12 protein-coding genes are annotated in these 15,015 nt (G+C 70.7%); 4 read left to right on the top strand and 8 right to left on the bottom strand.

The features are described 5' to 3' along the window. Nucleotides 1–121: 121 nt before the first annotated feature. The 4 genes from Aiant_RS24955 to Aiant_RS24940 form a co-directional block, all read right to left on the bottom strand. Entirely contained in the window at nt 122–1,012 is an 891-nt protein-coding gene (locus Aiant_RS24955) for an NUDIX hydrolase (RefSeq protein ID WP_189329261.1), read from the bottom strand. A gap of 5 nt (nt 1,013–1,017) precedes the next feature. Continuing rightward, on the bottom strand, nt 1,018–1,965 hold the full coding sequence (locus tag Aiant_RS24950) for an NUDIX hydrolase (RefSeq protein WP_189329260.1): 948 nt from the start codon (nt 1,963–1,965) through the stop codon (nt 1,018–1,020). A 131-nt stretch (nt 1,966–2,096) separates the two neighbouring features. Further along, the gene (gene guaA, locus Aiant_RS24945) at nt 2,097–3,644 is read right to left on the bottom strand and encodes a glutamine-hydrolyzing GMP synthase (RefSeq protein ID WP_189329259.1); all 1,548 of its coding nucleotides are present in this window, start codon (nt 3,642–3,644) and stop codon (nt 2,097–2,099) included. A gap of 83 nt (nt 3,645–3,727) precedes the next feature. Next, complete coding sequence (locus Aiant_RS24940) at nt 3,728–5,560, bottom strand: S8 family serine peptidase (RefSeq protein WP_189329258.1); 1,833 nt, start codon at nt 5,558–5,560, stop codon at nt 3,728–3,730. A 144-nt stretch (nt 5,561–5,704) separates the two neighbouring features. On the opposite strand from Aiant_RS24940, the gene Aiant_RS24935 reads away from it, so the two are divergent. After that, the gene (locus Aiant_RS24935; RefSeq protein WP_189329257.1) at nt 5,705–6,817 is read left to right on the top strand and encodes an LCP family protein; all 1,113 of its coding nucleotides are present in this window, start codon (nt 5,705–5,707) and stop codon (nt 6,815–6,817) included. 27 nt (nt 6,818–6,844) lie between these two features. Next, entirely contained in the window at nt 6,845–8,233 is a 1,389-nt protein-coding gene (locus tag Aiant_RS24930) for a M1 family metallopeptidase (protein WP_189329256.1), read from the top strand. 157 nt (nt 8,234–8,390) lie between these two features. On the opposite strand, the gene Aiant_RS24925 is transcribed toward Aiant_RS24930, so the two are convergent. Together Aiant_RS24925 and guaB are read right to left on the bottom strand one after the other, a co-directional pair. Beyond that, nucleotides 8,391–9,512 carry a GuaB3 family IMP dehydrogenase-related protein gene (locus Aiant_RS24925; protein WP_189329255.1) on the bottom strand — a complete coding sequence of 374 codons (1,122 nt, stop codon included), beginning with the start codon at nt 9,510–9,512 and terminating at the stop codon, nt 8,391–8,393. A 16-nt stretch (nt 9,513–9,528) separates the two neighbouring features. Continuing rightward, nucleotides 9,529–11,016, bottom strand: a complete 1,488-nt coding sequence (gene guaB, locus Aiant_RS24920) for an IMP dehydrogenase (RefSeq protein ID WP_189329254.1) — start codon at nt 11,014–11,016, stop codon at nt 9,529–9,531. A gap of 119 nt (nt 11,017–11,135) precedes the next feature. On the opposite strand from guaB, the gene Aiant_RS24915 reads away from it, so the two are divergent. After that, on the top strand, nt 11,136–11,534 hold the full coding sequence (locus Aiant_RS24915) for a DUF5319 domain-containing protein (protein ID WP_189329253.1): 399 nt from the start codon (nt 11,136–11,138) through the stop codon (nt 11,532–11,534). Between the two features lie 279 nt (nt 11,535–11,813). Here Aiant_RS24915 and Aiant_RS24910 read toward each other — a convergent pair whose 3' ends face one another. After that, entirely contained in the window at nt 11,814–12,659 is an 846-nt protein-coding gene (locus Aiant_RS24910; protein ID WP_189329252.1) for a response regulator transcription factor, read from the bottom strand. Between the two features lie 232 nt (nt 12,660–12,891). On the opposite strand from Aiant_RS24910, the gene Aiant_RS24905 reads away from it, so the two are divergent. Beyond that, entirely contained in the window at nt 12,892–13,278 is a 387-nt protein-coding gene (locus Aiant_RS24905) for a WhiB family transcriptional regulator (RefSeq protein ID WP_185039520.1), read from the top strand. A 159-nt stretch (nt 13,279–13,437) separates the two neighbouring features. On the opposite strand, the gene Aiant_RS24900 is transcribed toward Aiant_RS24905, so the two are convergent. Next, nucleotides 13,438–14,997, bottom strand: coding sequence for a molybdopterin-dependent oxidoreductase (locus Aiant_RS24900; RefSeq protein WP_189329251.1), 1,560 nt, complete (start codon nt 14,995–14,997; stop codon nt 13,438–13,440). Nucleotides 14,998–15,015 lie beyond the last annotated feature (18 nt).

Genomic DNA, 15,015 nt, shown 5'->3' with positions numbered 1-15,015 from the left:
GGGTTACACCATCGCACAGCGCGGCGGCCTTGGCGAGAGTTCATCTGGTTGCGCTGTGTGACGGGCCGCTTCGCGTCTTACCTGTAACGACGTAGCCGTCGCGTTATTCCTCCGGACGATTTTAGCCCGCGTCCGCGAGTGACTCCTGGGCCAGTTCGGTCAGCGGCAGTTCGGCGACCTCAGCGGGGGTGAACCAGGACGCCCGGTCGGTGGATCCGCCGGCCGCCTCGGTGACCGTGGCGGGGACCGGATCGTCCACGCGTACGCGGTACACCACCCGGATCACGTGCCAGTCCATCGGGACCCCCTCGGGACCGAGGGCGGCCGGGTCGTAGCGGTGCCCGACGCTGATCAGCCCGTCCAGCCGGCCGATCTGCGAGGTCTCCTCGTAGAGCTCGCGGATCAGGGCCTGCTCCGGGGTCTCGCCGTAGTCGGTGCCCCCGCCGGGCAGGTGCCAGCGGCCGCCACCCGGGAAGCCCTCGCTGATCCGGGCCAGCAGGATCCGCCCGTCCGGGTCGGTGACCAGCCCGTACGCCCCGAAGCGCTGCACCGGGCCGGTCCGGTGCACCGGCTCGTCGTCGACCGGCGCCTCGGCGGGCGCGGCGAACGGGACACCCAGCGCCCGCGCGGTGAACGGCAGCAGCGGCAGGCCGGCCACCGCGGCGGACGGCACCCACTCGGCCAGGTCGGTGGTGCCGTCCGTCTCCGGGCGCAGCTCACCGCCGGTGATCGTGACGTCGTAGAAGATCCGGTCGGTGTGCTCGGCCGGCCCGTCCGGATGGGCGACGACGTCGGCGGTCACGCCCCGGACACCGGTGACGCCGACGGTCAGGCCGGTCTCCTCGGCGAACTCCCGGACGACCGCGTCGGCCGGGTGCTCGCCGTGCTCCACCCCACCGCCGGGCAGCGACCAGACACCCGGGTACGAGCTGAGGTCCGATCCGCGGGTGAGCAGGACGCTGCCGTCGGCGGCACGGCACACGCCGTACGCCGCCACCCTCCTGATCTTCACGGGCCCTAGATTAGCCCGGCCGCCCGGAGCGCGTCGGCTGTCACCTCGGTGAGCTGGTCGGGGGCGAGCGCGGCGACGTCCTTGAGTGGCATCCAGCGGGCGTCGTCGGTGGATCCGCCGACGTCGTGGATGGTCACCTCGGTGGGGTGGTCCACCACGACCCGGTAGAACGCGCGGACGCCGTGCCAGTCGATCGGGTAGCCCTCCGGGCCCAGCGAGGCGGCGTCGCGGTGGCTGGCCACGCCGAGCAGCTCGATGATCCGGCCCTGCTGCCCGGTCTCCTCGACCAGCTCGCGGATCAGCGCCGGGCCGGGCTGCTCGCCGTAGTCGGTGCCGCCGCCGGGCAGGTGCCAGCGGCCACCGCCGGGGTAACCCGGGGCGATCCGGGTGAGCAGCAGGTTGTCGTGCGGGTCGGTGGCGATCGCGTACGCCGCGAAGCGCTGCGCCCGGTGCAGCCCGTCCGGCCCCTCGTAGGCATAGAAGGACGGGAAGGTCGGCGGCACGTCGGGGCGCAGGTCGGCGGAGGCGGCGCTGAGCCCGAGCGCCTCGGCGGCGAACGGGCGCAGTTTCAGCCGCTCGGCCTCGTCCAGGGTGTGCCAGCGCGCCAGGTCGGTGGGGTGGCCGACCCGGTCGATGAGGTTGCCGCCGCGGACCGACACGGAGTAGATCAGCCGGTCGGTGTGGATGGTGACGCCTCGGTGCGGCAGCGAGCGCATGTCGGCCAGGACGTCACGCAGCCCGGTGACCGCGACGGAGAGGCCGGTCTCCGCCGCGGTCTCGCGGACGACGGTGTGGTTGGGATCTTCGCCGTGGTCGACGGCGCCGCCGGGCAGCGACCAGACTCCGGGGGTCCCGGATTTGGCCGATGCCCGGACCAGGAGGACGCGGCCCTCGTCGTCGGTCGCGACGGCGTAGGCGGCGATCCTGCGGAGCGGTTCCAGTGCGGGGGTCACGAAGCGGCATTCTGCCCGGATTATGTTACTAATCCAGGCCGACTGTCGGGTTCCTGACAGTTGAATCGCGCTAAGTAACCGCAGCTCAGGGCAGATTTAGCCGCCCTGGGCGATTGATCCACTACTGGGCGTCACTCCCACTCGATGGTGCCCGGCGGCTTGCTCGTGACGTCCAGCACCACCCGGTTAATCTCCCGGACCTCGTTGGTGATCCGGTTCGAGATCGTGGCAATCACGTCGTACGGCAAGCGGGACCAGTCGGCGGTCATCGCGTCCTCCGAGGAGACCGGGCGCAGCACCACCGGGTGGCCGTAGGTGCGGCCGTCGCCCTGCACGCCGACGCTGCGCACGTCGGCCAGCAGGACCACCGGGAACTGCCAGACGTCGCGGTCGAGACCGGCGGCGGTCAGCTCCTCACGGGCGATCAGGTCGGCCTGGCGCAGGATGTCCAGCCGATCCCGGTCGACCGCGCCGATGATCCGGATGGCCAGGCCGGGACCCGGGAACGGGTGCCGCTGGACCATCGCCTCGGGCAGGCCGAGCTCGGCGCCGAGCGCGCGCACCTCGTCCTTGAACAGCGTGCGCAGCGGCTCGATCAGCGCGAACTGGAGGTCGTCGGGGAGACCGCCGACGTTGTGGTGCGACTTGATGTTGGCCGTGCCGGTGCCGCCGCCGGACTCCACCACGTCCGGGTACAGGGTGCCCTGCACCAGGAACTCGATGTGCCGCTCGGCGTCCAGGTCACGGGCCGCGGCCTCGAACGTCCGGATGAACTCGCGGCCGATGATCTTCCGCTTCTGCTCCGGGTCGGTGACGTCCTTGAGGTGCCCGAGGAACTGCTCCTCCGCGTCGACGACCACGAGCCGGATGCCGGTGGCGGCGACGTAGTCCTTCTCCACCTGCTCGCGCTCGCCCGCGCGCAGCAGGCCGTGGTCGACGAAGACGCAGGTGAGCTGGTCGCCGATCGCCTTGTGCACCAGGGCCGCGGCGACCGCCGAGTCGACGCCGCCGGAGAGACCGCAGATGACCTGCTTGTCCCCCACCTGCTCGCGGATCAGGGCGACCTGGTCCTCGATGATGTTGCCGGGCGTCCAGGTGGGCTCGATGCCGGCGATGTCGTACAGAAAGCGCTTGAGCATCTCCTGGCCCTGCTCGGTGTGCGCCACCTCGGGGTGGAACTGCACGCCGGCCCGCTTGGCGGTGAGGTCCTCGAAGGCGGCGACCGGGGCGCCCGGGGTGGACGCGGTGACCGCGAAGCCGGCCGGGGCCACCGCGACGCTGTCGCCGTGGCTCATCCAGACCGGCAGGTCGGCCGGGAGGTCGCGGAGCAGGGTGCCGCCCTGGGCGGCGAGCAGGGTCCGCCCGTACTCCCGGGAGCCGGTGTGCGCGACGGTGCCGCCGAGCGCCTGGGCCATCGCCTGGAAGCCGTAGCAGATGCCGAAGACCGGCACGTCGCTGTCGAAAAGCCCGGCCTCGAGCGTGGGCGCGCCCGGCTCGTAGACGCTGGACGGGCCGCCGGACAGGATGATCGCGGCGGGGTTCTTGGCCAGCATCTCGGCCACCGGCATCGAGTGCGGGACGATCTCGGAGTAGACGCGGGCCTCACGGACCCGGCGGGCGATCAGCTGGGCGTACTGGGCGCCGAAGTCGACGACGAGGACGGGACGCGGGGTACTCACCCGGCGAGTTTACCGACGGCCGCCGGGGCCGAATGCGATGAGGGGCCGGTCGTCACCGACCGGCCCCTCGATGTCGCGCAGCGTCAGGCGCGGGTGTACGTACGGATGGAGCTCGTCGTGTAGTTGCCCGCCTTGTCGTACACGCGGACCTTGACCTTCATGGTCTTCTTCTGCTTGCTGACCTTGAAGGTCAGCTTGTAGCCGGCCTTGTAGTCGGTCGCCACCACCTTGCCGTTGACCAGCAGCTGGACCTTGCTGATCCCGGAGGCGTCACTGGCCTTGGCCTTGACCGTGACGGTGCCCTTCACCTTCGCCTTGTTCTTCGGCCACGAGGTGACCGAGACCTTCGGCTTGATGTTGTCGGCCATCAGCGTGCGGGTGCCGGACCAGACGAAGTTGCCGCCCTTGTCCCAGACCCGCAGCTGGACGGTGATCGGACCGTTCTTGCCGGCGGTGTTCAGCTTCGGCGCGAACGACGGGCCGGTGTACGACCAGCTGTGGTACTGGCCACCGACGTAGAGCTGCACCGCGCCGATGCCGGACCAGTCGTCCTTGAGGCCGAGCGGCGTGATCGCGACCGTGCCGTGCACCTTGGCCCACTGCCCCGGCGAGATCCCGGTGACGGTCGGCTTGATGGTGTCGGTGCCGCGGGTCAGCGCGACGGCCGCGTCGACCAGGCCGTACTTCGTCCACTTGGTGCCGGACTGGACGGCCGAGCTGGTGATCGCCCGCTGCAGGCCCCAGCCGGTGTACTCCGGGTGCGCCGACTTGATCAGCCCGGCCACGCCGGCGACCAGCGGCGACGAGAACGAGGTGCCCTGCACCATGTACTGGCTGACGCCGTTGCGGTCGATGAACCGGCACGGGCCGGCGGTGTCGGTGGTGTCGTAGCAGTAGGTGCCGTCGCCCCACATGCCGGCCGTGATGGCCGGAGCCGCCACGTCCACCCAGTCGGTCGAGTAGTTCGAGAAGTAGACCCTCGAGTTGCCGCCGACCCGGGTGTTGGTGCCGCCGACCGAGAGCACGTCCGGGAGCGCCGCCGGGTACGACTTGCGCGCGGTGTTCTCGTTGCCGGCCGAGGCCACCACCAGCACCCCGCGGGCGTTGGCGTAGGCGACCGCGGAGGCGAGCACCTGGTCGTACTGGTAACCGCCGAGCGACATGTTGATGATCTGCGCGCCGTGGTTGACCGCGTACAGGATGCCCTGGGCGATGTCCGAGTCGTAGCCCGAGCCGTCCGCGCCCATCACCTTGACCGGCAGGATCCGGCACTTCCAGCAGACGCCGGCCAGGCCGGTGCCGTTGTCGGCGCTACCCGCGATCAGCGAGGAGACCACGGTGCCGTGCGGGAACTTCCCGTCGTCGGCCGGGTCGTTGTCGTAGTTGAAGAAGTCGAAGCCGGGGAGCACCTTGTCGGCCAGGTCGCCGACCGGGTTCACCCCGCTGTCCACCACCGCGATGGTGACCGCGTCCGAGCCGGTGGTGGCCTGCCAGGCGTCCGGCACCCTGATCTGGGCGAGCTCGGGCTGGTGCCCGTCGGCGTACAGGGTGTCGTTGGGGGCGGCGACCTCGGTGAGGTGCCGCTGGATGTCGACCTGCGCGTACGCCACCGCCGGGTCCCGCCGCAGCGCCGCGAGGGTCAGCTGCACCTGCGCGCTCGGCACGCTGAGGGACTTGGCCCCCAGTTCGGCCAGCAGCGAGTTGCGCGCGTGCCCCTTCGCCTCGGCGCCCTGCAGTCCGAGCTTGGCGAGCGTGGACATCCGGGCGGTGGCGTCATAGCCGGGCTTGAGCCCGACCAGAAGGCGTACCGGAAGGGAATCCGCCGCAGCCTCGGCCGTGCCGGCGACACCACCGGCGACCGTGATCAGAGCAGCGGAGAGAAGTCCGACGGTCCACCGCCGGGCTGTACGGTTCATGAGCAGTGCCTCCCCGTGGGCGATGCCGCGAACCGGCGAATCGCCCGGCCAGCGTACTGGTGATCTTTGATTTCGCAAGACCACTTCCAGTGGGCGAGATCTCGGGGCATTGAGCACGCCACAGCCGTCCTCTAGGGTTCCGCTATGCGGAACAGCAAGATCACATGGGCGGTGATCGCCGGGGTGGTGCTCGCCGTGCTCGCCGGCGTCGGCGTGGCCATCGCGGTCAATCGCGGCTCCACCAGCCCGGAGTCGGCCCCGACCGGCGCGGCCACGCCGTCCGGTTCGGCGCCGGTGCTGGAGACCACGCCCAGCCCGTCGACGCCCCCGGCGCCGTCACCCGGGGCGGACATCGACGGCCCGCTGGACCTGCTGCTGGTCGGGGTGGACACCCGGGTCAGCATCCCGGACTGGCAGACGCACTCCGACGCGATCATGCTGTTGCACGTGGAACCGGGCCTGAAGTCCGGTTACCTCTACTCGCTCCCCCGCGACCTGCGGGTGCAGATCCCGGCCTTCAAGAAGTCCGGCTTCCGCGGCGGCAAGTACAAGATCACCGAGGCGATGGCGTACGGCTCCCGGGTGCCGGGCAAGAAGACCAAGAACATCCCGAACGGGTACGAGCTGCTGGCCAAGACGATCAGCAACTACACCGGGATCAAGACGATCCAGGCCGGCGCCATCCTCAACTTCGGTGGCCTGGACAAGCTGGTCGACAAGCTCGGCGGGATCGACCTCACCATCGACCAGAAGGTGAAGTCGAAGCACCGCCGGCCGGACGGCACGGCGCGCAAGCTGGTCGGCAGCGACTACGTCGGCCCGCAAGCGGTGTACCTGCCGGGCAAGCGGCACCTGACCGGCTGGCAGGCGATCGACTACGCCCGGCAGCGCTACGGCCTGCCGAACGGGGACTACGACCGGCAGAGGCACCAGCGGCAGATGGTCAAGGCGATCCTCGCCAAGGCGCTCAGCGGGAACCTCAGCGACGCGGCCAAGCTGGAGTCGGTGATCACCGCGCTCGGCAAGATGCTGGTCACGGTGGGCGGGCGGCGGCCGGTGGAGTACGCGTACGCCCTGCGTGACCTGCAACCGGCCGGCCTCACCATGGTGCAGCTGAACGGCAGCGGGGTCGGCAGCGGCAGCGGCTACCTCGGTGAGCAGCTCGACGCGGAGGCTCGCGGCTTCCTCAGCGCGATCGCCAAGGGCAAGGCCGCCGCGTACCTGAAGGCACACCCGAAAATGGTCAACAAAGGCTGACCGGCGCGGCCGTCATAACCTCGGCGTATGACACGACGGGGTTTACTGCCGGCGCTCGCCCTGCTGCTGGTCACCGGGGCCTGCACAGCGGACTCCGCGCCGGGCTTCAAGCCCGGCGCGGATGGGGCCGGCGACCCGTATTTCCCCAGGTACGGCAACGGCGGGTACGACGTCGCCGGCTACGACCTCGACCTGCGTTACGACCCGGCGACCGGGCAGCTCGGCGGCCGCGCCACGATCACCGCGACGGCCACCCAGAACCTCTCCCGGCTGAATTTCGACCTGGCCCACCTGACCGCGTCGCGGATCACTGTGGACGGTGCGGCGGCGAGCGGCAGCGCCGACGGCGACGAGCTGGTCGTCACCCCGGCCACCGGCATCCCGGACGGGCGGCGCTTCACCGTCGTGGTGGACTACGCCGGCGTGCCGGGCCAGCTGGAGAACAAGGCGCTCGGCAACGGGGGCTGGATCAAGACCACCGACGGCGGGATCGCGCTCGGCCAGCCCGAGTCGGCCAGCACCTGGTACCCGGTCAACGACCACCCGTCCGACAAGGCCACCCTGAGCCTGGCGATGACCGTCCCGGACGGACTCGAGGTGCTCAGCAACGGGGTCCCCGGCAAGCGCGACACCAGGGACGGCTGGACGACCTGGCGGTGGGCCGAGCGCTCGCCGATGGCCAGCTATCTGTCCACCGTGGTGATCGGCCAGTACCGGATCAGCACCAGCACCCACAACGGCAAGCCGATGATCATCGCGGTGCCCGAGTCGATGCCGGCCACCGGCCCGGCGGCCCGGTCGCTGGCGATGACCGGGCAGATCACCGACTACCTGGCGAGCGTCTTCGGGCCCTACCCGTTCGACGCGAACGGCGGGGTGGTGGTCACCGACAACCGGATCGGGTACGCCCTGGAGACCCAGTCCCGCCCGGTGTACGGCCCCACGTTCTTCAACGGCGACGAGACCAACCCCGGGGTGGTCGCGCACGAGCTGGCCCACCAGTGGTTCGGCGACAGCGTGGCGCTGCACCGGTGGGAGGACATCTGGCTCAACGAGGGGTTCGCGACGTACGCCGAGTGGCTCTGGACCGAGCACTCGGGCGGGGAGAGTGTGCAGCGGCGGTTCGAGCAGTCGTACGCCTCGACCGACTGGCGGCAGCCGGCCGGCGACCCCGGGCCGGAACGCCTTTTCGGCGCGGCCGTCTACGAGCGCGGGGCACTGACCGTGCACGCGCTCCGCAAAACCATCGGCGACGACGCCTTCTTCACGCTGCTCAAGACCTGGACCACCGAACACCGAGACGGCAACGCCGACACCGCCGCCATGATCACCACCGCTGAACAACTGTCCGGAAAGGACCTCAACGACTTCTTCCAGTCCTGGCTCTACGGCACCACCAGGCCGCCGACCCCCTGACCGTCGCCCGGCCACCACGCCTCACCCCGTAGCCCGCAAAACGCCGCCGGTGACGAGGCAAGCGAGTTTCCGACGCCCGCGGGGTTTGCGGGTGGCGGAAACTCGCCTGCCTCGTCACCGGTTATCAGGCGTTTTGCCGCGGAGCGAAGCGGAGCAATTAAGCTCGGTCGAGGACCAGAGCGACCTTCTGGAACTCCTTGACGTCGCGGTAACCGCACTTGGCCATCGCCCGGCGCAGGCCACCGAACAGGTTCAGCTGCCCGTCCGGCCGGTCCGCCGGGCCGTAGAGCAACTGCTCCAGCGACCCGTCCGGCTCACCGGCGATGCAGAAACCACCGCGCGGCAGGGCCGGGTGGCTGGCCGCCGAGTGCCACCAGGCGCCACCGGCCGGCGCGCCCTCGGCCAGCGACAGCGGCTCGCCCAGCATCACCGCGTCGGCGCCGCAGCCGATCGCCTTGGCGATGTCGCCGGAGGTGGCGATGCCGCCGTCGGCGATCAGGTGCACGTAACGCCCACCGGTCTCGTCCAGGTAGTCCCGGCGGGCCGCGGCCGCGTCGGCGATCGCGGTGGCCATCGGCACCCGGATGCCGAGCACCGTGTCGGTGGTCGACCACTCGTCCGCGCCGACGCCGACGATCACGCCGGCCGCGCCGGTGCGCATCAGGTGCAGGGCGGTCTTGTAGTCGGTGCAGCCGCCGACGATGACCGGCAGGTCGAGGTCGGCGATGAACTCCTTGAGGTTCAGCGGCTCGTCGGTGGTGGAGACGTGCTCGGCCGAGACCAGGGTGCCCTGGATGACCAGCAGGTCCACCCCGGCGTCCAGGATCACCGGGGCGAGCGCCAGGGTGTGCTGCGGGGACACCCGGACCGCCACGGTGACACCACCCTCGCGGATCTGGCGGACCCGCTCGCCGATCAGCTCCGGCTTGATCGGCTCGGAGTAGACCTCCTGGAGCCGCTTGGTGGCGTCCGCCTCCTCGTCCAGCGAGGCGAGCTCCTCGAGGATCTTGGTCGGGTCCTCGTAGCGCGTCCACAGGCCCTCGGCGTTGAGCACCCCCAGGCCGCCGAGGCGGCCCAGGGCGATGACCGAGTCCGGGCTCTGGGTGGCATCCGAGGGATGCGCGACGCAGGGGATCTTGAACGGGTACGCGTCGAGCTTCCACTCGGTCGAGACGTCGTCGACGTCCCGGGTCCGGCGGCTCGGCACGATCGCGATGTCATCCAGGTGGTAACCGCGCTGGGCGGTCTTACCGAGGCCGATCTCCACTACGTCACGCATCGGGTTTCCAGGCTCTCTAACGGGAGTGGTAGTTGGGGGCCTCGACCGTCATCTGGATGTCGTGCGGGTGGCTCTCCTTGAGGCCCGCCGCCGTGATCCGAATGAGCTGTCCCCGCTCCTGAAGATCGGGGATGGTCTCCGCACCCACGTAGCCCATGGCCGCGCGCAACCCGCCGATGAGCTGGTGCGCCACCCTGGACAGAGGACCACGATAGGGCACCTGACCCTCGACGCCCTCGGGTACCAGCTTGTCCTCGTTCACATCCTGCTGGAAATAGCGGTCCTTGGAGTACGACTTGGCCTGACCGCGCGACTGCATCGCGCCGAGCGACCCCATCCCCCGGTACGACTTGAACTGCTTGCCGTTCATGAAGATCAGCTCGCCGGGGCTCTCCTCCGAGCCGGCCAGCAGGCTGCCCAGCATCACCGTGCTGGCACCGGCCACGATCGCCTTGGCGATGTCGCCGCTGTACTGGATGCCGCCGTCGCCGATCACCGGAACGCCGGCCGGGGCGCACGCCCGGGCCGCCTCCATGATCGCCGTTATCTGCGGCACACCGACGCCCGCGACGATCCGGGTGGTGCAGATGGCGCCCGGGCCGACACCCACCTTGACCGCGTCGGCGCCCGCCTCGACCAGGGCCTTGGCACCGGCGTAGGTCGCCACGTTGCCACCGACGATGTCGATCGCGACGTCCTTCTTCAGCCGGGCGACCATCTCCAGCACGGCGCGCTGGTGGCCGTGCGCGGTGTCCACGATGACCACGTCCACCCCGGCGTCGACCAGGGCGCGGGCGCGCTTGTAGGAGTCGTCGCCGACACCGACCGCGGCGGCCACCCGGAGCCGGCCCTGGGCGTCCTTGGCCGCGTTCGGGAACTGCTCGCTCTTGGTGAAGTCCTTCACGGTGATCAGGCCGCGCAGGTGGCCGCCCTCGTCGACCAGCGGCAGTTTCTCCACCTTGTGCTTGGCCAGCAGCTCGAGCGCCTGGTCCTTGGAGACGCCGACCGGGGCGGTGATCAGCGGCGCCTTGGTCATCACGTCGCGGACGTGAGCGTCCAAGTCGCTGACGAAGCGCATGTCCCGGTTGGTCACGATGCCGACCAGCACGCCCTGGGCGTCGACCACCGGGGCGCCGGAGATCCGGTAACGCCCGCAGAGCGCGTCGACCTGGCGCAGGGTGTCGTCCGGGCCACAGGTGATCGGGTTGGTGATCATGCCGGACTCGGAGCGTTTCACCAGGTCGACCTGGGTCGCCTGGTCCTCCACCGAGAGGTTGCGGTGCAGCACGCCGATGCCGCCCTGCCGGGCCATGGCGATCGCCATCCGCGCCTCGGTGACGGTGTCCATCCCCGCCGACAGCAGCGGGATGGACAGCTCGACGTTGCGGGTCAGTCGCGTGACCGTGTTGACCCGGCTGGGCACCACGTCGGACTCACCGGGCTGCAACAGCACGTCGTCGAACGTCAGACCGAGGGGAACAGTGCGAGCGCTGTCAGTTTCCACAGATCATCCCTAGAGAAGAGGCGGAGTTCATCATCCTACCCATCCCGGACGGGGCACCCGGGCGGCGGACAGAACGTGCGGGCCAGCACACACACGGAAGAGGTGAGTACGGTATGGGGGTGCAAGAAGAGCCGATCGACCCGTTCAACGGCGACCCCGCCGACCCGGCCGCGGAACTCGACGACCTCAACGAGGACGCCGAGACCGAACCGCTGTCCGAGGACGAGCGGCAGGACGTCCTGGAGGATCTCTCCGACCTGGAGATCTATCAGGCCCTGCTGAGCCCGACCGGCATCCGTGGGCTGGTCATCGAGTGTGAGGACTGCCACGAGCCGCACTACTTCGACTGGGACCTGCTCCGGGGCAACCTGCGCCACCTGTTGAGCAGCGGTCGCCCCCGCGTCCACGAGCCGGCCTACGACCCGGACCCGGATCACTACGTCACCTGGGAATATGCCCGCGGCTACGCCGACGGCGTCCACGACACCCTGACCGAGGGCAGCGACGATTCGGATTGATCGCAACAGCAATGAAGATCAAGTTCTTCATTGCCACGGTCCGCGCTGATAACTGATCGCCGCTCCCGCGGGGACCCTTCCGGGCTTCGCAGGGCGCTGGCGCGCCCAGAACGCGAAGCCCGCAAGGGCGACGTCCGCGGGTGGTTGCGACGTGTCAGATCAACCCCCGACGCGCTCGGAGGGCAGCGTGCTCAGGCCGTACCGAAAACCGGTCTTGAATCTGAATGTGCCTGTCGTCGGATGGATGCGGGGGCAGAAGGCTGCCCCCGCATTTCCGGCTTAAGCGACCAATCCGGCACGGAAACCCGCGGCGACCGCGTGGGCGCGGTCCCGGGCGCCCAATTTGCGGAACAAGCGGCGGGCGTGTGTTTTGACGGTGTCCTCGGAGACGAACAATTCACGCCCGATCTCGGCGTTGCTCTTGCCGTCCGCCATGCCGCGGAGCACCTGCAACTCGCGCTCGGTGAGCGTGAGCCGCCGGCCGGCGGGCTGCGCGTCGGTCATCCCGACCCCGGCCTCGTTGCCCGGCCAGGCCACCATCGGCCGCCCGGTGGCCGGGTCGATCGGTGCGTCGCCGCGCTGCGCCGGCACCATCGGCGAGTTCGGCAGCATGGCCGGCACCGCCGCGGCGTTCGGGGCGCCCATGCCCATCCCGTCGCGGTACTGCCCGCGGGCGGCGGGCGAGTTGTTGTTGCGCATGCCGCCGGCCACCCCGGCCGGCTGCGCGTTGCCGTTGATCGGCATGCCCTGCGGGCGCACCGGCAACAGCAGCAGGAGCAGCGCCTTGGCGACGACGCTGACCAGGTCGTGCTCGACGCCCCGGATCACGCCGCGGGCGCCGGCGGCGACGGCCGCCGCCGCCACCCGGGGATCTTCAGCCCCGAAGAGCACCACTTGCGCCTGGGGGGCACGGGCGAGCACGCGCCGGGTGAAGCCGACGCTGTCGGGTCGGGTAACGGCGGTGTCGGCAAGGACCACTTCGGCCGGCCGTTCCGCCAGTCGGATCATGGCCTCGGTCTCGCTGACCGCGGTCCGGACGACGCCGGTCATGCCGAGCCGGGCCGCGGTGGACGCGACGGTCTGGGCCGCCAGCGGGGTTCGGACGCACACGAGGACGGTACGCACAGTGATCCTCCTTCTCTCTCAGAGGAGATCACGCGAGGGCCGCAGCATTACGCGCTTTAGATGGAAAAAACGGGAAAGAAAGGTATGACTTGCCACCTCTTTGCCACACCGTCGGCAGAGACATCGACATGGTGCGTGTGAGCCGGCTGTCGCCGGGGTACACCCGCGTGAGGCCTGTCGCCAGGCCCCCATGTCGACCACTCCGCGGTGCCGCGCGGTGAGGAGGGTGTTGATGTCGAACGTTCGCAGGTTGCCCGGCCCCATTGCCGACCTGTGGGACTGGCAGCGGCTCGGACTCTGCCGGGGCCGGGACAGTGCGCAGTTCTTCCACCCGGACGGCGAGCGCGGTTCGTCCCGCAATCGCCGCGAGGCCAAGGCCAAGACCATGTGCGGCGCGTGCCCGGTGCGGGCCGAGTGCGCCGCCCACGCCCTCGCGGTGCGCGAGCCGTACGGGGTGTGGGGAGGGTTCAGCGAATCGGAGCGGCTGCGGCTGCTCGCGGTCGGCTGGGAGGATCTGGCCGATCGTCACGGACGGGTCGACCTGGTCCGGCTCGAGGCGCGCCTCGGCCGGCCCCACAAATCGGCAGTGCCCGCACAGCGGCAGGCACCGGCGGCCTGAGGGCGCCCGGCGCGCGGCATCACCACACGACTGGCGACACGGTCCTCCCCGGGGGGCCGTGTCGAGTGGTTCAACGGTTCTTCAACCGCATCGGTGGACATGCAACCCACCGTATGAGCGACTTGCGTTTTCGAGTCGGACCGAAAGTGCGGCTTTCGACTAGCCGACGGCGACGGCCACCTGATGCCATCCGGTCGCCCCGTCCGGGGCCGGATCGGCCAGGTCAGAGGTCTGGGTGTAGCCGTCGAGATCGGTCGCGCGCACCCGCAGCACGTGCTTGCCGGGCGCGGCCTGCCAGGTGTGCGTCCACTGCCGCCAGGTGTCGTCGGAGACCGCCGGAGCCAGCGTGGCCACCTCCCACGGACCGTCGTCGACCTGCACCTCGACCTTGGCGATCCCGCGGTGCTGCGCCCAGGCCACACCGGCCACCACGACCGGCCCGGCCTGGCGGGCGGCGCCGTCGCGGGGCGTGTCGATCCGCGACTGGGTCTTGATCGGGGCCTGCGCCGCCCAGCCGCGCGGCACCCAGTAGGCATCGAAGTCGGCGAATCGGGTCAGCTCGATCTCGGTGATCCACTTGCAGGCCGAGACGTAGCCGTAGAGACCGGGAACGACCATCCGGACCGGGAACCCGTGGTCGACCGGGAGCGGCTCGCCGTTCATCCCCACCGCCAGCAGCGCGTCCCGCCCGTCCCGCAGCACCGCGGTCGGCGTGCCGCAGGTCCAGCCGTCGCGGGACCGCTGCACCGCCTGGTCCGCCCCGGGCAGCGGATCGGCCTCGTCGAGCAGCGCCTTGATCGGCGTGCCCAGCCAGAGCGCGTTGCCGATCAGGTCGCCGCCCACCTCGTTGGAGACGCAGGCGAGCGTCACGTAGCGCTCGACCATCGGCCGTCGCAGCAGCTCGGCCCAGGTGACGGTGATCGGGTTACGGACCATCCCGTGGATCCGCAGCGTCCAGCTCGACGGGTCGACCTGCGGGGTGATCAGGGCGGTGTCGATCCGGTAGAAGTCCTTGTTCGGCGTCACGTAGGGCACCGCGCCGCCGACCTGCGCCGCGGCCGGGACCACCGGGGCCGGCTCGACCGGGGCCGGCAGGGTGACCGCGTCGCGGGCCTCGGTCACCGCGCCGCGCGAGGTCAGCCAGCGTCCGGCGGCGCCGCCGCCGGCGGCGACCGCCGCCACGATCCCCACCTGTTTGAGGAATCGCCGCCGGCTCTCCGCTTCGCCAGGTCCGTCTGCTTCCCGGTACGCCGTTCCGCCCGGCTTCTCGCCGAGCGTCCCCTCCGGCTTGTCGTCCGGTGTCAGCCTGATCAGGTGTCGCAGCACCGGCACGGCCAGCGCCGCCCCGAACAGCGCCGGGATCGCGGCACCGGCCCCCGCGCCCGGGCGGGTCAGCGCGGCAGCCGCCCCGATCAGCCCGAACAGCGCGATCCCGGCCACCGCCGGCGGCCACCGTCGCCGGGCCAGCACCCCGACACCGAACGCGTAGAGGCCGAGAAGGATCGCCGTCCCGGTCAGCAGCGCGGTCTTGTCGTGCACCCCGAAGACGGCGATCCCGGCGTCCTTGACCGCGGCCGGCACGTGATCGACCACCACCCCGCCGACCGCCACCAGCGGCGCGGAGCGCGGCCCGCCGAAGACGGCGAGCAACTCGGCGACGCCGAGCGCCGCCGCGGCCGCCGCCACCCCGGCCAGCCCGTCCCGGATCCAGATTCTCACCCCGCCATCCTGCGCCGC

It is taken from the genome of Actinoplanes ianthinogenes, from assembly GCF_018324205.1.
In the GTDB taxonomy this organism is placed as follows: Bacteria; Actinomycetota; Actinomycetes; order Mycobacteriales; family Micromonosporaceae; genus Actinoplanes; species Actinoplanes ianthinogenes.
Note: the sequence above shows the minus strand (reverse complement) of the source record. Positions and strands in the feature narration are given on the sequence as shown.

Bases quoted from the DNA above. Each gene is read 5' to 3' on its own strand.
- Aiant_RS24940 (WP_189329258.1), bottom strand. From the start codon at position 5,560: ATGAACCGTACAGCCCGGCGGTGGACCGTCGGACTTCTCTCCGCTGCT.
- Aiant_RS24935 (WP_189329257.1), top strand. From the start codon at position 5,705: ATGCGGAACAGCAAGATCACATGGGCGGTGATCGCCGGGGTGGTGCTC.
- Aiant_RS24930 (WP_189329256.1), top strand. From the start codon at position 6,845: ATGACACGACGGGGTTTACTGCCGGCGCTCGCCCTGCTGCTGGTCACC.
- Aiant_RS24925 (WP_189329255.1), bottom strand. From the start codon at position 9,512: ATGCGTGACGTAGTGGAGATCGGCCTCGGTAAGACCGCCCAGCGCGGT.
- Aiant_RS24905 (WP_185039520.1), top strand. From the start codon at position 12,892: ATGTCGAACGTTCGCAGGTTGCCCGGCCCCATTGCCGACCTGTGGGAC.